Source organism: Altererythrobacter sp., assembly GCF_050299635.1.
GTDB lineage: Bacteria > Pseudomonadota > Alphaproteobacteria > Sphingomonadales > Sphingomonadaceae > Erythrobacter.
The window spans coordinates 1-20,061 of record NZ_JBNKWF010000028.1 but is presented as its reverse complement, the minus strand read 5'-3'; the positions used below and the strand labels follow the sequence as shown (position 1 = coordinate 20,061).

The 20,061-nt window shown below is 60.6% G+C and carries 21 protein-coding genes, 2 tRNA genes and 1 other RNA gene; 14 read left to right on the top strand and 10 right to left on the bottom strand.

What is annotated here, in order from left to right:
- The first annotated feature begins 1 nt into the window (after position 1).
- Complete coding sequence (locus ACQY6C_RS13100) at positions 2-1,306, top strand: dihydrolipoamide acetyltransferase family protein (RefSeq protein ID WP_427969442.1); 1,305 nt, start codon at positions 2-4, stop codon at positions 1,304-1,306.
- Between the two features lie 76 nt (positions 1,307-1,382).
- A tRNA-Asp gene (locus ACQY6C_RS13095) sits at positions 1,383-1,459 on the top strand.
- A 29-nt stretch (positions 1,460-1,488) separates the two neighbouring features.
- On the opposite strand, the gene ACQY6C_RS13090 is transcribed toward ACQY6C_RS13095, so the two are convergent.
- The 5 genes from ACQY6C_RS13090 to ACQY6C_RS13070 all read right to left on the bottom strand — a co-directional run bounded on the left by ACQY6C_RS13090 (position 1,489) and on the right by ACQY6C_RS13070 (position 3,244).
- Positions 1,489-1,719 (bottom strand): DUF2842 domain-containing protein, encoded by a 231-nt coding sequence (locus ACQY6C_RS13090; RefSeq protein WP_427969440.1) that lies wholly within the window; start codon positions 1,717-1,719, stop codon positions 1,489-1,491.
- Entirely contained in the window at positions 1,719-2,291 is a 573-nt protein-coding gene (locus ACQY6C_RS13085) for a 5-formyltetrahydrofolate cyclo-ligase (RefSeq protein WP_427969438.1), read from the bottom strand. Before ACQY6C_RS13085 ends, ACQY6C_RS13090 begins: the two co-directional genes overlap by 1 nt.
- 122 nt (positions 2,292-2,413) lie before the next feature.
- Positions 2,414-2,584, bottom strand: a non-coding RNA gene (gene ssrS, locus ACQY6C_RS13080) — 6S RNA.
- 10 nt (positions 2,585-2,594) lie between these two features.
- Complete coding sequence (locus ACQY6C_RS13075; RefSeq protein ID WP_427969436.1) at positions 2,595-3,053, bottom strand: cell division protein ZapA; 459 nt, start codon at positions 3,051-3,053, stop codon at positions 2,595-2,597.
- The gene (locus ACQY6C_RS13070; RefSeq protein WP_427969434.1) at positions 3,050-3,244 is read right to left on the bottom strand and encodes a hypothetical protein; all 195 of its coding nucleotides are present in this window, start codon (positions 3,242-3,244) and stop codon (positions 3,050-3,052) included. The genes ACQY6C_RS13075 and ACQY6C_RS13070 overlap by 4 nt, the downstream gene beginning before the upstream one ends.
- A gap of 229 nt (positions 3,245-3,473) precedes the next feature.
- Here ACQY6C_RS13070 and tkt point away from each other — a divergent pair, with 229 nt between their 5' ends.
- The 4 genes from tkt (at position 3,474) to ACQY6C_RS13050 (ending at position 8,825) form a co-directional block, all read left to right on the top strand.
- Entirely contained in the window at positions 3,474-5,471 is a 1,998-nt protein-coding gene (gene tkt, locus ACQY6C_RS13065) for a transketolase (RefSeq protein ID WP_427969432.1), read from the top strand.
- Between the two features lie 15 nt (positions 5,472-5,486).
- Positions 5,487-6,494 carry a type I glyceraldehyde-3-phosphate dehydrogenase gene (gap, locus tag ACQY6C_RS13060; RefSeq protein WP_427969430.1) on the top strand — a complete coding sequence of 336 codons (1,008 nt, stop codon included), beginning with the start codon at positions 5,487-5,489 and terminating at the stop codon, positions 6,492-6,494.
- 146 nt (positions 6,495-6,640) lie between these two features.
- Positions 6,641-7,840 carry a phosphoglycerate kinase gene (locus tag ACQY6C_RS13055; protein WP_427969429.1) on the top strand — a complete coding sequence of 400 codons (1,200 nt, stop codon included), beginning with the start codon at positions 6,641-6,643 and terminating at the stop codon, positions 7,838-7,840.
- A gap of 94 nt (positions 7,841-7,934) precedes the next feature.
- The gene (locus ACQY6C_RS13050) at positions 7,935-8,825 is read left to right on the top strand and encodes a fructose bisphosphate aldolase (protein WP_427969427.1); all 891 of its coding nucleotides are present in this window, start codon (positions 7,935-7,937) and stop codon (positions 8,823-8,825) included.
- A gap of 15 nt (positions 8,826-8,840) precedes the next feature.
- Here ACQY6C_RS13050 and ACQY6C_RS13045 read toward each other — a convergent pair whose 3' ends face one another.
- Entirely contained in the window at positions 8,841-9,203 is a 363-nt protein-coding gene (locus tag ACQY6C_RS13045; RefSeq protein ID WP_427969425.1) for a hypothetical protein, read from the bottom strand.
- Positions 9,204-9,316: 113 nt separating this feature from the next.
- Complete coding sequence (locus ACQY6C_RS13040) at positions 9,317-9,751, bottom strand: hypothetical protein (RefSeq protein WP_427969423.1); 435 nt, start codon at positions 9,749-9,751, stop codon at positions 9,317-9,319.
- Between the two features lie 69 nt (positions 9,752-9,820).
- Here ACQY6C_RS13040 and thiE point away from each other — a divergent pair, with 69 nt between their 5' ends.
- Positions 9,821-10,474, top strand: coding sequence for a thiamine phosphate synthase (thiE, locus tag ACQY6C_RS13035; RefSeq protein ID WP_427969421.1), 654 nt, complete (start codon positions 9,821-9,823; stop codon positions 10,472-10,474).
- On the opposite strand, the gene ACQY6C_RS13030 is transcribed toward thiE, so the two are convergent.
- Complete coding sequence (locus ACQY6C_RS13030) at positions 10,471-10,845, bottom strand: elongation factor P (protein WP_427969419.1); 375 nt, start codon at positions 10,843-10,845, stop codon at positions 10,471-10,473. The two genes, thiE and ACQY6C_RS13030, sit on opposite strands and share 4 nt — an antisense overlap.
- Positions 10,846-10,980: 135 nt before the next feature.
- On the opposite strand from ACQY6C_RS13030, the gene efp reads away from it, so the two are divergent.
- The 6 genes from efp (at position 10,981) to ACQY6C_RS13000 (ending at position 16,354) form a co-directional block, all read left to right on the top strand.
- On the top strand, positions 10,981-11,544 hold the full coding sequence (gene efp / locus ACQY6C_RS13025) for an elongation factor P (RefSeq protein WP_427969417.1): 564 nt from the start codon (positions 10,981-10,983) through the stop codon (positions 11,542-11,544).
- Between the two features lie 11 nt (positions 11,545-11,555).
- Positions 11,556-11,906 (top strand): hypothetical protein, encoded by a 351-nt coding sequence (locus ACQY6C_RS13020; protein WP_427969415.1) that lies wholly within the window; start codon positions 11,556-11,558, stop codon positions 11,904-11,906.
- A gap of 17 nt (positions 11,907-11,923) precedes the next feature.
- Positions 11,924-12,745, top strand: coding sequence for an inositol monophosphatase family protein (locus ACQY6C_RS13015; RefSeq protein WP_427969413.1), 822 nt, complete (start codon positions 11,924-11,926; stop codon positions 12,743-12,745).
- 43 nt (positions 12,746-12,788) lie between these two features.
- Positions 12,789-12,873: transfer RNA gene (locus tag ACQY6C_RS13010), tRNA-Leu, on the top strand.
- A 229-nt stretch (positions 12,874-13,102) separates the two neighbouring features.
- Entirely contained in the window at positions 13,103-14,875 is a 1,773-nt protein-coding gene (locus tag ACQY6C_RS13005) for an SLC13 family permease (protein WP_427969411.1), read from the top strand.
- A 144-nt stretch (positions 14,876-15,019) separates the two neighbouring features.
- Complete coding sequence (locus ACQY6C_RS13000; protein ID WP_427969409.1) at positions 15,020-16,354, top strand: amidohydrolase; 1,335 nt, start codon at positions 15,020-15,022, stop codon at positions 16,352-16,354.
- A gap of 113 nt (positions 16,355-16,467) precedes the next feature.
- On the opposite strand, the gene ACQY6C_RS12995 is transcribed toward ACQY6C_RS13000, so the two are convergent.
- Positions 16,468-16,641, bottom strand: coding sequence for a hypothetical protein (locus tag ACQY6C_RS12995; RefSeq protein WP_427969407.1), 174 nt, complete (start codon positions 16,639-16,641; stop codon positions 16,468-16,470).
- A gap of 54 nt (positions 16,642-16,695) precedes the next feature.
- Positions 16,696-18,294 (bottom strand): isocitrate lyase, encoded by a 1,599-nt coding sequence (locus ACQY6C_RS12990; protein ID WP_427969406.1) that lies wholly within the window; start codon positions 18,292-18,294, stop codon positions 16,696-16,698.
- A 168-nt stretch (positions 18,295-18,462) separates the two neighbouring features.
- Between ACQY6C_RS12990 and ACQY6C_RS12985 the strand changes: the two genes are divergently transcribed.
- Positions 18,463-19,860: a helix-turn-helix domain-containing protein gene (locus ACQY6C_RS12985; protein ID WP_427969404.1), complete on the top strand. Its 1,398-nt coding sequence runs from the start codon at positions 18,463-18,465 to the stop codon at positions 19,858-19,860.
- Positions 19,861-20,061 lie beyond the last annotated feature (201 nt).

Here is a 20,061-nt window from a genome sequence, read left to right as displayed (position 1 = left end):
GATGAGCAAGTTCACATTCAACATGCCCGATGTGGGCGAAGGCGTGGCCGAGGCGGAGATCGTCGAATGGCATGTGAAGCCGGGCGACACGGTCGAGGAAGACCAGCATCTTGTCGACGTGATGACCGACAAGGCGACGATTGACATCGAAAGCCCGGTGACGGGCACAGTGCTGGAGGTATCAGGCGAGGCGGGCGACACGATTTCCGTGGGCGCGATGCTGCTGGTGATCGAAGTCGAAGGCGAGGCCACTGTAGCAAGCGGAAGCTCCGGGGAAGAACACGCGGAAGCTCCAGCGCCGAAGTCGGAAGCGGTGGAAGAGCGGATCGAGGTCGAAACTTCGGATGCTTCGGATGCCGACGATGCGCTGGCTGCAGACCCGCATCCCGAGCCGCTTCCAGCGCCGACTCTGGCCCCCCAGCCGCGGCACGAAGCCAAGGTCCTCGCGAGCCCGGCAGTGCGCCAGCGCGCGCGCGATCTGGGTATCGACCTCGCGGAAGTGAAGCCGGCGGCTGACGGCCGGATCCGTCACGCCGATCTCGATCAGTTCCTGGCCTACAATGCCGGCGGCGGCTTTGCCCCCGTTGGCCAGTCGCGCGCCGACGAGGAGAAAAAGGTCATCGGTTTGCGCAAGCGCATCGCGCAGAACATGGCTGCATCCAAACGCAACATCCCGCATTTCTCCTATGTCGAGGAAGTGGATGTGACAGAGCTCGAGCGCATGCGTGCCGATCTCAACGCCAATCGTGGCAGCAAGCCGAAGCTGACCATGCTTCCGCTGCTGATCGGCGCGGTCTGCAGGCTGATTCCGCAGTATCCGATGATCAATGCGCGCTATGACGATGAGGTGGGGATCGTCACCCGGCACGGTGCGGTGCACATGGGCATGGCAACGCAGACCGATGGCGGGCTGATGGTGCCTGTCATCCGCGACGCGCAGGCGAAGAACCTGTGGCAGCTTGCCCATGAGATCGGACGGCTTGCCAATGCTGCGCGCGACGGTTCGGCCAAGTCGGAGGAGCTATCCGGTTCCACGCTAACCGTTACTTCGCTCGGTCCCCTGGGCGGCGTTGCGACAACCCCGGTCATCAACCGGCCCGAAGTTGCGATCATCGGCCCGAACCGCATTATCGAACGCCCGATGTATGTGCCTGACGGCGTGGGCGGCGAGCGAATCGAGAAGCGCAAGCTGATGAATATTTCGATCAGTTGCGACCACCGCGTGGTCGATGGATACGATGCGGCGAGCTTCATTCAGGAGCTCAAGAAGTTGATCGAAACGCCAGTTTTGCTGTTGACTGATTAAACCGCCAAAACGGCCATTGACAGCATCAGCCGCAAGCCTTAGTGGCGCGGCTCCCAAGCGGTGCTTGCCCATTTATGCGGGTGTAGCTCAGTTGGTTAGAGCGCCGGCCTGTCACGCCGGAGGTCGCGAGTTCAAGTCTCGTCACTCGCGCCACTTGGGACCTTCAAGAAAGCTTTCGGCAGTCATCCATCATCGGGTGCATGCCAGCGTCCTGTCTCCATCCAGATCAGGAAACGTTTGAGCGGAAGCAGCCAGATCACGCCGAGCACAACATAGGCGATGGTCTGTAGCCACATCGGCCAGCCTGCGATTACGCCCGGCACATATCGCGCAATCACGGTCGCATAGACGATCAGCGAAGCCAGCAGGGCCAGTATGCCTGCGGGAATGCGCCATGTGGGTTCCGTTCGCATCAGAACGGCCCGTAAAAGCGAGTCGGCGTGACGATGGCGGAGAGCGGCATGTCGTGCGCCTCCACAGGAAGCTCGTCGACCTGCTGCACGTCCCACGCCATGCCAATGGCGATTGTATCGGGATGTGCGGCGAGCCAGCGGTCATAGAATCCTCCGCCCTGGCCGAGCCGCTCACCTCTCTCGGTAAAACCGACCAGCGGCATGAACAGCACGTCGGGCGCCAGTGAGGGGGCGTCGGCAGCGGGCTGTCGCAGCCCCATTACGCCATCTTCTAGGTCGCTCTCGCCATATGGATCGGTGTGCAGGTGGAAGGTCATGGGCTGGTCCAACCCGTCAATACGGGGCAGGGCGATTGTGTGGCCGCGCTCATGGAAGAAGGCAGTGTATGCGGCGGCAGGGGCTTCCTCCGGCATGGCACGATAAAGGCCAATCGTGGCCCCATCGGGCACCAGTTCCAGCGCAGGAGCAGGTGGGTGGCGGAATACCAGCCCCCGCATCGATTCGGGAAGCGACGCTGCATGTTCGCGCCGAGCCTTGCGAAGCTGTTTGCGTATTTGCTTCTTGGTATCCACCGTTCGCCCCGAGCTTGTCGAAGGGCCGTTCTTCCTTCGCAGGTTTCGGTCAAAAAGAAGTGCAGGGCTTTGACAGGCTCAGCCCGAACGGATCTTCAGAATTGCACTTCGCAAATTATAGTAGCGGAACCACCATGGGTCGGTTGCCCGAGAAATCCTCTGACGCCTAAACGTCAGGTGGGCGCCGTATGCCCCGATCCCCCGGACGAACCAGTAAACCAGGGCAGGGACAGCTCCCTTGGATTGCTTATAGCCTCAGGGATATTCAAACGGCTCGTGCCGGGCAGTCCCGCCGTGCCCTATCTAGGGAGCGACAAGCTTCTCCTCAAGCATTGTTGCACAGCTTTCGAGACCTGCGGCCAGGAGTTCGAGTTGATGAGCCATTGCGCTGTCGTCCTGCGCCTCTGGTTGAGCATCTGCCGCCTGTTTCAGTGCGAGGTTTTCGCGCAAGGCCTCTTCATGCTCGGTCCGGGCGACGTCCAGCTCAAGCTTGAGCTCCTCGATCTTGCGCAAGGCCCTTTCGAGTTTGGCCTGGTCGGCCGGGGCGGTTTCGTCCCCTACAGATTTTGCCTCCTGCAGTTCGTCAGCCAGCAACAGTGCTGCAAATAGCAGGTTCTGCGCAGGGGAAGGGCTGAGATTGCCGCCAAGCTGGCCAAGCTTCTGATCGATGATCGCGCCCAGCTTCGTCACTTGCGCTTCCTGCCCCGGATCGCAGGCAAGTGTGTAGCTCCGTCCCCCGATCGAGACCGAAACCTGGCTCATTGTTCGATTTCCTCGATCAGTTTGTCGAGGTCGCGCATGGTCGAAGCGACTTCTTCGCGCAAAGCTTCGTGCTTGTTGACGAGGCTCATAACATTCGGATTGGCGGCGGGAATTTTCGCGGAGGCAGCATTGATGCGGGCCAAAGCGGCCTCGATCCGCGTAAGCGCAATCTCGCTACGGTCCCTTTCCATTGGCGGAAATTACCAAGAATCGCCAGTATAGGCAAAGGTTTGGCGCATCCTGTTGATAAGTGGTCTGCAGCGGGAGCCGCAAAAATGCGAGCGGGGATGCGGTGCGCGAGTCGCTTGACCTCCTTGGCGCGCTCCGCGAAGGGTTCGCGCGCGCCGAATCGTGCCGAATCGAGATGCCGGGCCACAGCCTTTTTCAACAGGCCCGCTGACCAGCAGGAGCCTGCCTAGAATGAGCCTCGACACCGCCCGCCTGCAGAACATGGCGAATGCCATCCGCGCGCTATCCATGGACGCGGTCCAGGCAGCAAACTCGGGTCATCCCGGAATGCCGATGGGTATGGCCGATGTAGCGAGTGTGCTTTGGTCGAAATATCTCAAGTTCGACCCCGCCGCGCCCGAATGGGCCGATCGTGACCGTTTCGTGCTGAGCGCGGGCCACGGCTCGATGCTGATCTACAGCCTGCTGAACCTTTCCGGCTACGCTTCGCCGACGATGGAGGACATCCGCAACTTCCGCCAGCTTGGCAGTCCGTGCGCGGGCCACCCGGAAAACTTCCTCATCCCCGGTGTCGAATGCACGACCGGCCCGCTGGGCCAGGGTCTGGCGATGGCAGTCGGCATGGCGATGGCCGAGCGTCACCTCAATGCGTTGTTCAGTGACGAAGTCGTCAATCACCGGACCTGGGTGATTGCGGGCGATGGCTGCCTGATGGAAGGCATCAACCACGAAGCGATCGGGCTCGCGGCGCATCTCAAGCTCGGCAAGATGAATGTGTTCTGGGACGACAATCAGATCACCATTGACGGCAGCACAGACCTTTCGACCAGCGAGAACATCAAGGCCCGCTATGAAGCGACGGGCTGGCACGTAGTGAGCTGCGACGGGCACGATTATGCCGATATCGAGCGCGCTATCGACGAAGCGCTGGCTCACGAGCGGCCCTCGCTGATCGCCTGCAAGACGGTGATCGGGAAGGGCGCACCCAATAAGCAGGGCACCAGCGCGACGCATGGTGCGCCGCTTGGTCCGGAAGAAATTGCGGCTGCACGGGTTGAGCTGGGCTGGGACTCTGCGCCCTTCGAAGTGCCTGATCAGATCGCAGCAGATTGGCGTGCCACTGGCGAGCGCGGCGCGGCTGCGCATTCGGCGTGGAAAGAACGTCTCACCGCTTCCGGCAAGCGAGCCGATTTCGAGAACCACATGAAGGGTGTCTCCGACCTCGCGGCACCGGCGCTTGAAGAGTACATCGCTGCTCTGGCTGCCGATCCCAAGAAGGTCGCAACCCGCAAGGCCTCCGAAATGGCGCTTGGCCCGCTGACCGAAAAGCTGCCGCAGCTGATCGGCGGTTCGGCCGATCTTACCGGATCGAACAACACCAAGACGCCGTCGACCGAACCCTTCCTCGCGGACAATTACGCCGGGCGCTATGTCTATTACGGCATTCGCGAGTTCGGCATGGCCGCAGCGATGAATGGCATGGCGTTGCATGGCGGCGTCGTACCATATGGCGGCACCTTCCTGATTTTCAGCGATTATTGCCGCAATGCAATCCGCCTTTCTGCACTGCAGCAGGTTGGTGTCGTCTATGTCATGACGCATGACTCGATCGGCTTGGGCGAAGACGGCCCGACGCACCAGCCGGTGGAACAGGTCATGAGCCTGCGCCTCGTCCCCAATCTCAACGTCTATCGTCCCTGCGACACGATCGAAACCGCCGAATGCTGGGCGCTGGCGCTGCAAACGCCGGAAACGCCTTCGGTGCTGGCACTTTCGCGCCAGAACCTGCCGCAGCTGCGCGGCGAGGGCGATGAAAGCTGGAGTGCGCTTTCCAACCGTAGCGCCAAGGGCGCCTATCGCCTCGTATCGGCCACGGCAGACCGCAAGGTTGTGCTGGTTGCAACCGGTTCGGAGGTTGAACTCGCCACCGATGTTGCCAGCGCCCTTGAAGAGCAGGGCATCGGCGCCGATGTCGTCTCCATGCCTTGCATGGAACTGTTCGCGCAGCAGGACGCAGCCTATCGCGCAGACGTATTCCCGGCCGATTGCCTGAAAGTTTCGATAGAAGCGGGCTCGACTCTGGGTTGGGAACGCTATGTCGGCCAGGATGGCTTGACCATCGGGCTCGACCGCTTCGGCGCTTCCGCACCGGCAGGCGAACTGTTTGCCAAATTCGGTTTCACAGCGGACGCGATCGTTCCGCAAATAGTCAACAAGCTCAACGGTTAAACAGGAGTTTCTTTCATGGCGACCAAGGTTGCGATCAACGGTTTCGGACGTATCGGGCGGCTTGTCGCCCGCGCTATCCTGGAGCGCACCGACCACGATCTCGAACTCGTATCGATCAACGATCTGGCTGACACCAAGTCCAATGCCCTGCTGTTTGGTTTCGACAGCACGCATGGCCGTTTCCCCGGCACAGTCGAAGTCGATGGCAACGATCTGGTCGTCAATGGCAAACACATCAAGGTGACGGCAGAACGCGATCCGGGCAAATTGCCGCATGGCGAAAACGGCGTCGATATCGTGATGGAATGCACCGGCTTCTTCCAGTCAGACGAAGCAGCGCGTCCGCACCTTTCCGCTGGCGCCAAGCGCGTGATCATCTCGGCCCCCGCAACGGGCGTTTCGAAGACGATCGTCTATGGCGTCAACCACGACCAGCTGACTGCGGATGACGACATCATCTCCAACGCCAGCTGCACCACCAATTGCCTCTCGCCCGTCGCCAAGGTCCTCAACGACCTGGTCGGGATCGAGCGTGGCTTCATGACCACGATCCACAGCTACACCAATGACCAGCGGATGCTTGACCAGATCCACAAGGATCTGCGCCGTGCACGCGGTGGTGCGCAGAACATGATCCCGACGACGACTGGCGCTGCGCGCGCGGTTGGCCTGGTCCTGCCCGAACTGAAGGGCAAGCTGGACGGTTCATCGGTTCGCGTGCCGACGCCCAATGTCAGCCTGGTCGACCTGGTCTTCACGCCGGGCCGCGAAACCAGCGCCGAAGAACTGAACGCCGCGCTCAAGGCGGCTGCCGAAGGCCCGATGAAGGGTGTGCTCGACTATACCGAACAGCCGCTCGTCAGCAGCGACTTCAACCACCACCCGGCAAGCTCGACGGTCGACAGCCTCGAAACCTCGGTGATGGAAGGCAAGCTTGCGCGCGTGGTGAGCTGGTATGACAATGAGTGGGGCTTCTCCAACCGCATGATCGACACCACCGGCGTGATGGCGAGCTTCCTTTAAGGCCCTTCCTCCCCGCAAGCGGGGAGGGGGACCACCGAAGGTGGTGGAGGGGTACCTGCCACCATTCGGAACATCTGCGAGTGCCCCTCCACCCCGCGCTTCGCGCGCGGTTCCCCTCCCCCGGTGGGGAGGATTGGAGTTCGCAAATGGCTAGTTTCAATACTCTCGACGACCTTGGTGATGTGACAGGCAAGGTCGCATTGGTGCGCGTCGATCTTAACCTTCCGATGAAGGATGGCTCGGCGACCGACGTCACCCGTGTCGAAGCGGTCAAGCCGACCATACTCGAACTGGCCGAGAAGGGCGCCAAGGTCATCCTGCTCGCCCACTTCGGGCGACCGGGCGGCAAGCGCAGCTCGGCGCTTTCGACCAGCTTTGTGCAAGGCGATGTCGAGAAGGTGCTGGGCAAGGAGATCATGTTCATCCCCGAAGTCTCTGGACCAGTTGCCGAGCAGGCAATCGGTATATTGGGGCCGGGCGATATCGGGCTGATGGACAACGTCCGCTTCTGGCCGGGCGAGGAAGCCAACGATCCCGTGTTCGCGAAAGGCATCGCGGCACTGGGCGATTTCTACGTCAACGACGCCTTCTCCGCCGCGCACCGCGCGCATGCTTCAACCGAAGGGCTGGCGCATCTTCTTCCGGCCTATGCGGGCCGTGCGATGGAGAAGGAGCTGACCGCGCTCGACGCTGCGCTCGGCAATCCGGAAACGCCGGTTGCCGCGGTTGTGGGCGGAGCCAAGGTCTCGACCAAGCTCGCGGTGCTCGAAAACCTGGTCGGCAAGGTCCAGCACCTGATTATCGGCGGCGGGATGGCGAACACCTTCCTCGCGGCGAAGGGTGTGGATGTCGGCAAGAGCCTGTGCGAACATGATCTGACCGAAACGGCAAACAAGATCATGGACGAGGCCGACCATGCCGGCTGCACCGTGCATTTGCCCTATGACGTCGTGGTGGCGAAGGAGTTTGCCGCCAATCCGCCGAGCTTGCGGACCTGCAATGTGCATGAGGTTGCAGCGGACGAGATGATTCTCGATGTCGGGCCGCTAGCGGTCGAGGCACTAGGCGACGTGCTCAAGACTTGTCGCACGCTGGTATGGAACGGGCCAATGGGCGCGTTCGAGATCGTGCCTTTTGATGCTGCCACCGTGGCGCTGGCCCGGACGGCGGCCGCGCTGACGCAGGAAGGTTCGCTGGTCTCGGTCGCAGGCGGGGGTGATACCGTGGCGGCATTGGCCCATGCCGGTGTGACCGAAGATGTGACATACATCTCGACTGCGGGCGGTGCCTTTCTTGAATGGATGGAAGGCAAGGAATTGCCCGGCGTAAGCGCTCTGTCGAAATAACCCGTTCCGGCGGTTGCGGTGTGGCTTCGGGGTGGCTAAGGGCGCGCCAATGCATTCGTATGCACGCTCGAGATCAACGACCAGGGAACCACTCATGAATCGCGACCAGATGACCACCAAGATTGCCAATGGTGACGGCTTTATCGCCGCACTTGACCAATCGGGCGGCTCAACCCCCAAGGCGCTTCGCGGATATGGCGTCGGCGACGATGAGTGGAACGGCGATGACGAGATGTTCGCACGCATCCACGAGATGCGCAGCCGCGTAATTACCTCGCCCAGCTTTGGCTGCGGCAAGGTGATCGGCGCGATCCTGTTCGAAAAGACCATGGACGGCGAAGTCGATGGCAAGCCCGCCGCTGATGCACTGAAGGAACGCGGCGTGGTTCCCTTCATCAAGGTCGATCAGGGTCTGGCCGAGGAACAGAATGGCGTGCAGCTGATGAAGCCGCTCGACAAGCTTCCTGCGCTGCTTGAGAAGTCCGTCGCCAAGGGCATGTTCGGAACGAAGATGCGCTCGGTTATCAAATCCGCCAATCCGGCAGGGATCGCGGCCATCGTTGCGCAGCAGTTTGAAGTGGGCAATCAAATCGCAGATGCCGGGCTGATGCCGATGCTCGAGCCCGAATATGACATTACCGCTGCCGATCGCGCCGAGGGCGAAAAGATCCTGCGCGACGAGGTTCTGAAAGGACTTGATGCGCTGCCCGAAGGCCGCCAGGTCATGCTCAAGCTCTCCATTCCGGTCGAACCGGGTCTCTACGATCCGGTGATCGCGCACCCGGCGGTGCTCAAGGTGGTGGCACTTTCAGGCGGATATTCGACGGAGGAGGCCTGTGAGCATCTGGCGAAGAATGCGGGCATGATCGCCAGCTTTAGCCGCGGATTGCTGCAGGATCTGCGCAAGGACCAGAGCGGAGCGGATTTCGATGGTGCTCTTGGCAAGGCGATCGACGCGATCCATGCCGCGTCAGTCGCTGGGTAATCCCGGAATAGCCGGTTAACGGTAGAAGCTATAATCCAGCTGGTATTCAGGCAGCGGCGTCGCTCCGCTTAACCGGGGCTGTGTCGGGCTACCGGTCAATTCAAGCCAGCCATCGGCGACAGGCACGGGCACTCCCATTTCCAGCATCATGTCTCGCCGTTGACCGTCCACGGTGACGACTACGCCGACTACCAGCCGCTCGTCCTGAAAACACAGCTTCGGATCGTTGCAGCGCGTGTCGCGCATTATGCCGTAGGTTACTAGCGAGACATCGTCGCTGAGCTGCGCACGGGCAAACATCGGGACGCTGGCCGATTCCGCGCCGGCGCTGCTCGCGCCCAAAGTAAGTGCTGCGAATGCAAGAATGGGCTTGTGCATGACTGCCTCCGTGGTTTCCGAATCATTACCACAGGGATGGGTGGAGCCGATGCGCCGGTTTTCCTCTGTCCTGATTGGACACAGACCGGGGCGGCGGCAATCTGTAAGCGGCGCTAATCGCCCATAATGTCCGGCGCGAAACTGAAGCGAAAGCGATAGCTTGCGCCGGTCCCATCCGCTCCTGCTGGAGGACCGGCATTGGCTAGCGTTAGCATTCCGCCAAAAATATGCGTCGGCACGTCCAGCTCAAGCAATCGTTCCTGCGATTGCCCGCCTTTTTCGATTTTCGCGCGCAGCACCAATCTGCCAGCCCAGACACAGATGGCGCCGCCGGGGCAGCGGCTGTCTTCTTCCACTGCGAGCGGAGTCACCGAAACGCCGTGGCCGACATCCATGGTCTCGCCAAGCCCGACTGTGCCTGAAGCATCAGGTGTTGGAGCGCTCTCGGAAGCCGAGCTGGATTTTCCGCAAGCTCTGGCCTCTGGCGCGGCGGCGGCAAGCAGCGGGATCGCAGCGAGTGCAACGATCAGTGAAACGGCGGTCTTCATGGCTGAAATGATGGCGGAATCAGGCTGAATGAATGCCGAACGCTTGGCGTCGCCAGCAGGAGCGACTACATGCCCGCCATGCCCGACAGCAATCCAACATGCCAACTCTACCTGATCTCCCCACTTGATGTGAGCGGCGATTTCCCCGCGCGGCTCGAACGCGCGCTTGCGGCAGGCGAGGGGTTGGTGACTGCCTTTCAATTTCGCGTGAAGGACATGGATCAGCATGAAGCGGCGGCGCTGGCTGAGCCGCTGCAGGCCATCTGTGCGGCGCATGAGGTTGGTTTCATCGTCAATGACAATGTTGCGCTGGCCAGGCGACTGAAGGCCGATGGTGTGCATCTGGGCCAGCAGGACGGAAACCCGCGTGAAGCACGTGAGGAGCTAGGCCGTGACGCGCAGATCGGCGTCACCTGCCATGATTCAAGGCATCTGGCGATGGAAGCGGGCGAGGCGGGCGCAGACTATGTCGCCTTCGGTGCGTTTTTCCCTTCCACCACCAAGGAGACGGAACACAGGGCCGAGCTCGATCTTCTCGAATGGTGGTCGCAATTGTTCGAAATCCCCTGTGTCGCGATAAGCGGAATAACGCCTGAGAACTGCGGGCCGCTGGTTGAGGCGGGGGCCGATTTTCTGGCGGTGTCGGGCGCCGTCTGGAATGGCGACGAGGCTGCTGCAATCGAGGCGTTTCGTGCAGCGATCGGGTCTGGACCTTCTGACTAACGACTGCCGCCGGTGCGCACGCAAAGCTGCTTGCCCAGCGAACCGTCGGGCTGGATAATCTGCAGCTCGTTTGGCCCCGTCCGCCGATATTGCGTTCCCTTCAACGGCCCGCGAGTGAAGATAAACTCGTCTCCCTTGAGCAGATAGGTGCCGCGTCCGCCTTCGCTGCGATAGCTGGAGGCATTGGCCAGCCGGAAGCTGGCGCCGGGGACCGGCTCCCACGGCGGGCCCGACGCATCGCCCGGCAATCCGCATTGATATGATCCGTGCGGCATTGTCTTGAGCAGCCCGCCCTTCGCCGCAAGCGGCGCTGTCGTTGCGAGGCCTGCCGTTGTCGCAATAGTAACCAGCGCAGAAAGGATAATAGTCATTTTCATGGTGCAGCGGGTTATCATGGAGATCGCAAGACCGCCAGCCGCCTTGCCGTCAGCCCAAGCCTGAGCTAAGGGCGCGGCGCTAATGGCGGGCGCGTGGTGCCTGCATTCCCCACAAGAAGGTTTAGTTCGATGAAGATCAGCGGTGTCGATATCCGCCCCGGCAATATCCTGGAGTATGAAGGCGGCATCTGGAAAGTCGCCAAGATCCAGCACACCCAGCCAGGCAAGGGCGGGGCCTATATGCAGGTCGAAATGAAAAACCTGCAGGATGGCCGCAAGACAAACGTGCGTTTCCGCAGTGCCGACACGGTTGAGCGCGTACGGCTCGACACGAAGGAATTCCAGTTCCTCTATGAAGACGGCGATATGCTGGTCTTCATGGACCAGGAAAGCTTTGAGCAGATCAGCCTGCCATCGGACCTGCTGGGCGATGCACGACCCTTCCTGCAGGACGGGATGCAGGTCCAGCTTGAGCTGTGGGAGGAAAAGCCCATCAGCGTCGAACTGCCACAACAGGTCGAAGCCGAAATTGTCGAGGCCGATGCGGTGGTTAAGGGACAGACTGCATCGTCGAGCTACAAGCCGGCGGTGCTTGACAATGGCGTGCGTATCATGGTGCCTCCGCATATCGAAAGCGGAACGCGGATCGTGGTCGACGTCTATGAACAGGCCTACGTCGGGAAAGCCGGATAACGGAGCAAATTATGGCGGGTGCATCACATCCTAAACTGGAAGGGATCGACCTCGGGACAAGCTACATCCTGGGCGTGATCTACGATGACGAATCCCTCACGCTTGAGATGGACTTCCACCTGCTTGATAACCATCCGAACTATGAGCAGAGCGACAGTGACGAAGGCTGCTATCGCAAGGGCTTCATCCGCTTTGCCGATATGGACGATCTGCGGCTGAAGAAGGCCAAGGCGGAAGAAGGCAAGGACATCGACTTCAGCGTGATCGACTCCGCCACCATCGAAGGCGACTATGCCTTTATCGAGAGCGGATGGGGTGAGATCGAGCTGACCGCGCAATCGATCCGCATTGCGCTCGACTGACAGGAATTATTGAGAAAATGGCAGTTCTTTCCGGCCTTATCCGCGTGATGGAGCGCGCAGCGCGTAAGGCGGGCGGCCGCTTGCGCCGCGATTTCGGCGAGATCGAACATTTGCAGGTCAGCCGCAAGGGCCCTGCCGATTTCGTCAGCAAGGCCGATATGCGTGCCGAACGCACCTTGTATGACGAGCTCAGTCAGGCCCGGCCAGACTGGGGATTCGTGCTGGAAGAAGCCGGCATCGTCGAGGGCGATCCCACTAAGCCGCGGTGGATCATTGACCCGCTCGACGGGACCAGCAATTTTCTACACGGCATGCCGCACTTCGCGATCTCTATCGCGGTGCAGGAACCCAGGCTGGACGGATCGGGCTGGGGCGATGTGACCGCCGCCTGCATCTACCAGCCGATCACCGACGAGACGTTCTGGGCCGAGAAGTCACGCGGAGCATGGCTGCATGACGCACGTTTGCGCGTCTCCTCCCGCTCGCGCCTCAGCGAAGCGCTGATCGCAACCGGCATTCCCTTCCAGGGTGCGGGTGATCCCGCAGAATGGATGAAGATCTACGGTGCAATCGGGCCTGAAGTGGCCGGAATTCGCCGTTTCGGCGCTGCGTCGCTCGATCTCGCCTGGGTCGCTGCTGGCCGTTTTGACGGTTTCTGGGAAACCGGGCTCAAGGATTGGGACACGGCGGCAGGGTGCTTGCTGATACGGGAAGCCGGAGGTTTCGTAAGCGACTATCGTGGCCGGACGGAACCGATCCATGCGCAACAGGTATTGGCAGCCAATGATTCGCTGCATTCCAAGCTGCATAAATTGCTTGCTGGCGCTTTGAAGGCTTGAAGCAAGCGAGAGGCGCCGCTATCCGCCTCGCTCCCGTAACAGTGCCTCTGTGGCGGAATTGGTAGACGCGCTCGACTCAAAATCGAGTTACTTCGGTAGTGCCGGTTCGACTCCGGCCAGAGGCACCATTTTCCTGCGCTGCGTGAGCGTTTTCTTTTTTGCCTCAAGCGCCGGCTGTTTGAGCGCAGATCGTCGCTGCGGGCGGCCGGTCGGCCTCGCGATCCGCCTTCGGCGGTTCGAAGATCTCGGTTAGCGTCCGGGTAATCCGAGGCACCAAACTCATAAACAGCTTGTAATTTTGCGCGCGCTTTGGGAATCACTGCGCGAGAGATGCTGGCGCTACCTTCCTTCCATGCAATGGCAGCGATGGCGGTTACCGTCGCGATGTTCATCGCCTTTGCGCGTGGGCGCATGTCGGTGGAGATCATTTCGCTGCTGACGATCGCGGTCATCGCGGTCGGCCTCTATTTTTTTCCGCTCGAAGGTCACCAGAAAATTGACGGGCTTGGGATCGCCTTCGGCGGTTTCGGGCATCACGCACTGATCACGATTTGCGCGCTGATGATCCTGGGGAGAGGGCTTGTCGTGACCGGCGCGCTCGATCCCGCGGCACGATTGCTCGAGGGACTGTTCAAGCTGAACCTGCAGCTTGGCTTGCTGGTTTCGTTGCTGATTGCCTTTTCGCTGTCGATGGTGGTCAACAACACGCCTGTGCTCGTGCTGTTAATGCCGATATTCGTATCGCTCGCGGCGCGAGGCGCAATGCCGGCTTCAAAGACGCTGATTCCCTTGAATGCGGCTTCGCTGCTGGGCGGTGTTTCGACCACTATCGGCACCTCCACCAATATTCTGGTCGTTTCGATCGCGGTCGATCTGGGCATGAAGCAGATGAGCGTGTTCCATTTCACGCCGATTGTCCTCACCGCTTCGCTGATCGCGCTGCCCTACCTCTGGCTGGTCATGCCTCGGTTGCTCTCTGACAACAGTGTCACCGATGCGGCCGAAGCTCGCCGCTTCTACACGCGCTTGAGAATTGCCGGCGACAGCTCACTGGTCGGCGAGGAGATTTCGGCCATTCTCACCCGCTTGCCGAAGGGCATTGCGATCGTCGATCAGCCTTCCGGCCCGATCCAGCCCCAGCAACGCCTGCTTATCTCCGGAACGCACGAAGCGCTGGAGGACGCAACGCGGATACTGAAGGGCGAATTGGCCCCGAGCTGGGTGCTCGACCGGATACGGCGCGAATCTTCCAGCAAGGATCTCGACATCCATGTCGTTGAGATGACGGTTACGGCGGATTCCCGGCTTATCAGCCGGACGCTGCCGACATCGGGTATTGCTGACCTGCACGGGGTGGCAGTGCTGGGCATCCATCGGCCCGAACGGCTGTTGGGAGAGAAGGACGAATATAGCGAAGGCGGCGATTTGCGGATCGCAGAAGGCGATGTGCTGCTGGTCATGGGCCTGCCCGAAGAGCTGCAGTCATTTGCCCGTAGCGATAGCCTGCTGATGCTGGAAGGTGCGCGTGAATTGCCACGCCGATCCAAGGCGCTGCTTGCTGGCGCGATTATGGGCGTTTCCGTGTTTACTGCCGCCGTGGGCATCTTCCCGATCGCAATTTCGGCGCTGGCGGGTGCCATCCTGATGTTCGTGACGGGCTGTGTGAAGTTCGATCGCGTGGGCCGTGCGCTTTCGGCAAAGGTGATTGTGCTGGTGGCGGCGAGTATCGCCATAGGTCGGATCATTGACGAGAGCGGAGCGGCCCAATGGCTGGGCGAGGCATTGGGGCTGGGCCTGCAGTATCTTTCGCCGGCAGCAGTGCTCGCGGCAATTATGCTGTTCGTGACCCTGCTTACCAATTTCGCTTCGAATGCCACGGCCGCGACCGTCGGTACGCCGATCGCCTTCAGCATTGCCAAGCAGTTGGGGCTTCCGGCAGAGCCGCTGGTGCTTGCGGTGTTGTTTGGTTGCAACCTTTGTTACGCGACGCCGATTGCCTACCAGACCAACATGCTCATCATGTCCGAGGGCAGCTACGAATTTAAAGACTATATCCGAACGGGATTGCCATTGGTGTTGCTGATGGTGACGACGCTCTCGGTTCTGCTGGTCATGCGCTATGGCATGTAGGGCCGGAGCGGCGCGCCTTCTCACCATGTAGTTTCAACCGCCCGGCGTGTGGACGTTTGGCTTGTATAGCAACGATATATTGAAAGTCCGGAAGTCTGCGCACCGTCAGCTTTGTCACTCAAATCCTGCATCAAGGAACCCAGCATGAAGGCCACGATCAGTAAGTTCGCCATAGCCGCCGCATTGATTTCCCTGGGTTCGGGTCCTGCCTATGCTGACGATCTGAGCAGCGGCGTGGCGGCTGACATGCCTGAACTGATGGAGCTTTACCGCGACCTGCACGCCAACCCTGAACTTAGTTTCCAGGAAGTCGGGACTTCGAAGAAACTGGCCGCGCGTGCGCGGGCGCTTGGCTTCGATGTGACCGAAGGAGTGGGCAAGACCGGTGTGGTCGCCGTGATGCGCAATGGGGAAGGGCCGACTGTTCTGATCCGTGCGGATATGGACGCGCTTCCGGTGGTCGAGCAGACCGGCTTGCCATTTGCATCAAAAGTGGTTGGTGTTCCGGCATCGGGCGTTGAAACGGGAGTCATGCACGCCTGCGGGCACGATACGCATATGGCCGCCTGGGTCGGCACGGCGCAGCAGCTCGCAGAGCGCAAGGACCAATGGCAGGGCACGCTGGTGATGATACTGCAGCCCGCCGAAGAACTGGGCGAGGGTGCCCTGGCAATGCTGGATGACGGGTTGTTCACGCGCTTTCCCAAACCGGATTTTGTCATCGGCTTCCACGACGCAGCGCAGTTTCCTGCCGGTATGATCGGCTATTCGAGTGGCTATGCCCTGGCCAATGTCGACAGCGTCGACATATCCGTGCCGGGCATCGGCGGACACGGGGCCTATCCACACACCGCCAAGGATCCGATCGTGATCGCCAGCGCTATCGTGATGCGGCTGCAGACGCTTGTGAGCCGTGAGAGCAGTCCGCTCGATCCGGCGGTAGTTACGGTGGGCAGCTTTCATGCGGGGGCGAAGCACAACATCATTTCCGACGAAGCCAGGCTGCAACTGACGGTGCGATCCTACAGCGACGCATCGCGCAAACTGCTGCTTGATGGTATCACCCGCATCGCGATAGCCGAAGCGATGGCGGCGGGTATGCCGGAAGACAAGCTGCCGACGGTGACGGTGCAGGAGCCCTATACGCCCTCGACCTACAACACGCCCGCATTCACAGAGCGGATGGCTGCGGAGTTTCGGGAGCGGTTCGGTGATGATCGGGTGATGAAAGTACCCTCGGTTATGGGGGGCGAAGACTTCGGCCAGTTCTATCGTGCGGATCCCGACCACATTCAGTCACTGATATTCTGGGTCGGCGGCGTTCCGCATGACCAGATTGACAAGGCAAAGGCGGGCGAGATTTCCTTGCCGTCGCTGCATTCACCCTTCTGGGCGCCCGATGCGGAAAAGGTGATCGCGACAGGGGCGGAGGCGTTGGCGGGCGCTGCACTATCGCTGATGCCGCGCGCTGGCGGCTGATTTAAGGGGGCGCTGTGGTCCCCGAATTTAGACGGCCGCCGGAGCTTTGGGGGCGCTCCGACGGCCGTCACTCCTCCCCAGGAGCTTGTTGACCGGGTGTCAGCTGCCAGTAGTCAGCTGTAAGTGCCGAGCCGGTGGTGCAGGGCGTTGATCTTGGCGAGTTCCTCGCGATCTTCGGTTGCCTTGGCGTGGCTTTCCAGCGCCCTGCGCAGCAGTTTGAAATCGGCGGTCGAGAGCAGGGCCCTGGCCCGTCCCGGTTCGCGCGGCTTTGTCGTTTCTTCAGTCATGATCATGTTCCTTCCTGATCACGCAGATCCGAACCGGGGCCCGGAGGCTGCCACCTAGGCAGCCTCGAACTGGTTCATCGTGTTTTCCTTGCCGCCAGCCTTGAGGGCTGCTTCGCCGGCAAAGTATTCCTTATGGTCGTCGCCGATGTCGGATCCGGCCATATTCTGGTGCTTCACGCAGGCGATACCCTGGCGGATTTCCTGACGCTGCACGTTCTTAACATAGCCGAGCATGGCCTGTTCGCCGAAATATTCCTTGGCAAGGTTGTCCGTGCTCAGCGCAGCCGTGTGATAGGTCGGCAGCGTGATCAGGTGGTGGAAGATACCGGCACGCTTCGAAGCATCACGCTGGAAGGTACGGATCTTCTCGTCGGCGGCGATCGCCAGATCGGTCGCGTCGTAATCCACGCTCATCAGCTTGGCCCGGTCGTATGCCGAGACATCCACGCCTTCCGCTTCCCAGGCATCATAAATCTGCTGGCGGAAATTGAGCGTCCAGTTGAAGCTGGGCGAGTTGTTGTAAACCAGCTTCGCATTGGGAACGGCTTCGCGGATGCGATCGACCATGCCGGCAATCTGTTCGACATGCGGCTTCTCGGTTTCGATCCACAGCAGGTCCGCACCGTTCTGCAGGGCAGTGATGCAATCCAGCACGCAGCGATCCTCACCCGTACCCGGACGGAACTGGTAGAGGTTGCTGGGCAGACGCTTGGGGCTCAGCAACTTGCCGTCGCGGCTGATGAATACCTGGCCATTGGTGATGTTGGCCGGATCCACTTCGTCGCAATCGAGGAAGGCATTGTACTGGTCGCCCAGATCGCCGGGCTCCGTGGTGAAAGCGATCTGCTTCGTCAGACCGGCGCCGAGCGAGTCGGTCCGGGCGACGATGATGCCGTCTTCCACGCCGAGTTCGAGGAAGGCGTGGCGGATCGCACGGATCTTCTGCAGGAAGTCCTCATGCGGAACAGTCACCTTGCCGTCCTGGTGGCCGCACTGCTTCTCGTCGGACACCTGGTTCTCGATCTGCAGCGCGCAGGCACCGGCTTCGATCATCTTCTTGGCGAGCAGGTAAGTCGCTTCAGCGTTGCCGAAACCGGCATCGATGTCGGCGATGATCGGAACGACATGCGTTTCGTAGTTGTCGATCGCGTTCTCTAGACGCCTGGTTTCGACCTCGTCGCCACGCTCGCGCGCTGCGTCGAGTTCGCGGAACATCATGCCCAACTCACGAGAGTCAGCTTGACGCAGGAAGGTGTAGAGTTCCTCGATCAGCGCAGGAACCGACGTCTTCTCATGCATCGACTGGTCGGGCAGCGGGCCGAACTCGCTCCGCAACGCAGCGATCATCCACCCGGAGAGATAGAGGTAACGCTGCTTGGTCGAGCCGAAGTGTTTCTTGATGGAAATCATCTTCTGCTGCGCGATGAATCCGTGCCAGCAGCCCAGCGACTGGGTGTAGTTGGCCGGATCGGCATCATAGGCATCCATATCGGCGCGCATGATTTTCGCGGTGTACTTTGCGATATCGAGGCCCGTCGGGAAACGATTCTGGATCGTCATACGGGCTGCGCTTTCAGGATCGATGGAAGCCCAGCTCTGGCCATTGCCTTCAATGGTCTTGCGGAACTCTTTGATCTTGGCCTGATAGGTCACTGTACTTCTCCATGATTGGGTGGGGAGGTGCCCCTTGCCCATGGAAAATGCCGACCTTGAGTGCGATTGGACAGAAAAACTTACAAACTTTGTTGTCTTTTTGAGCGTAATTGGCGATTATGCTCTGTGAAGATGTAAATATATTTACAAATGGGGAAGGCAATATCCATGTCTGACGGTTCGATTTTTGCCGGTCCGGCATTGCGCCGCCTGCGCAAGCGCGAAGGGATGACACAGGCTGCGATGGCTGCATCGCTGGGTATTTCTCCGAGTTACCTCAACCTGATAGAACGCAATCAGCGCCCATTGTCCGCACGCGTGTTGGTCCAGGTGATCGAGCATTTCGACTTCGATCCACGAGCGCTGCGAGAAGACGAATCGATCGGCGGGGTCGATGGACTTGCGCGACGCTTCGCGGATGAACGCTTTTCGGACCTTGGAATCGATCGCGACGAAGTAAGCGAGTTTCTGGCGACAACACCGCAGGCGGCCGCTGCATTCGCCCGGCTTTATGACCGCAGTGGCCCGGAATCGGTGGGTATGGCTGGAGACGCACTGGTCGAATCGCGCCGCGAAATCGAGCGGTGGCGCAACCATTTTGCCGACCTCGACCATGCGGCAGAGGAACTGGCGGACGAAATGCGCCTCTCTCGCGAAGATCTAAGCGCAGCGCTGACGGACCGATTGCGCGAGAGGCACCAGCTCTCGGTCCGGATCCTGCCGCTCGACGTGATGCCCGGAGCTGTGCGCCGCCTCGATCTGCATGCGCGCCAGTTGCAGCTTTCCGAGATGCTCGACCGATCCTCGCGCAATTTTCACATCGCCCTGCAGATCGCTCAGCTCGAGCAGCGCGAGGCGATCGACAATCTTGTTGCCGGTGCGCAATTGGTCGATCAGTCAGCGCGCCAGCTCTTCGAACGGCACCTGACCGGATATGTCGCTGCAGCCCTACTGATGCCCTATGGCCGCTTCCTGCGTGCCTGTGAGCAGACTGGATATGACCTGACGATCCTGCAGCGCCGCTTCGGGACGAGTTATGAGCAGGTCGCGCATCGTCTCACTACGCTGCAACGCGTCGGACAACGGGGCCTGCCATTCTTCATGGCTCGGGTCGATCGAGCGGGGCAATTCTCCAAGCGTTTTTCGGGCGCGAGCGGTGCGACATTGCTCGAAAGTGAAGCGAGTTGTCCGCTCTGGATTGTGCATGAGGCGTTTGAGCGGCGCGGCGAGTTATGCGTTCAGTCGATCAAGGTTGATGGCGTCGACGCCGGACCGGCGCATTGGCTGACCATGGCGCGCACGGTGGAGGCGAGCGGTGCGGTCGGTGAAGCGCGCTTTGCTATCGTTCTGGGAATCGAGGCGCGACTGGCGGGCGATCTGGCAATCGCCAAGGACGTTCGGCTCAATGAGGAAGCAGCTCAGCCCATCGGAATGGGATGCTCGCGCTGCCACATCGAGGGGTGTCGCCAGCGTTCATTGCCGCCGCGGGGCGTACCACTCGAGATCGACCGGATCACGCGGGGCCTGACGCCTTTCGAGTTCAGGCCGCTTGCCGAGCGGCCTTAACGCTTGGAAGTAACCCTCGCTTAATCGTCAAAAACGGGAAATTCCCGAGGCTTGTGGTGCTACTGTAAAGTTTACCGACATTTCATCTCTCGCGCGTAAGGCTCGGCTGAATTGATAGCTGACAAATGCGGGACCGATGATCCGTCTATTCAAACACTACATTCCCCATGCCGTTATCCTGCTCGGCCTGCTGGACTTTGG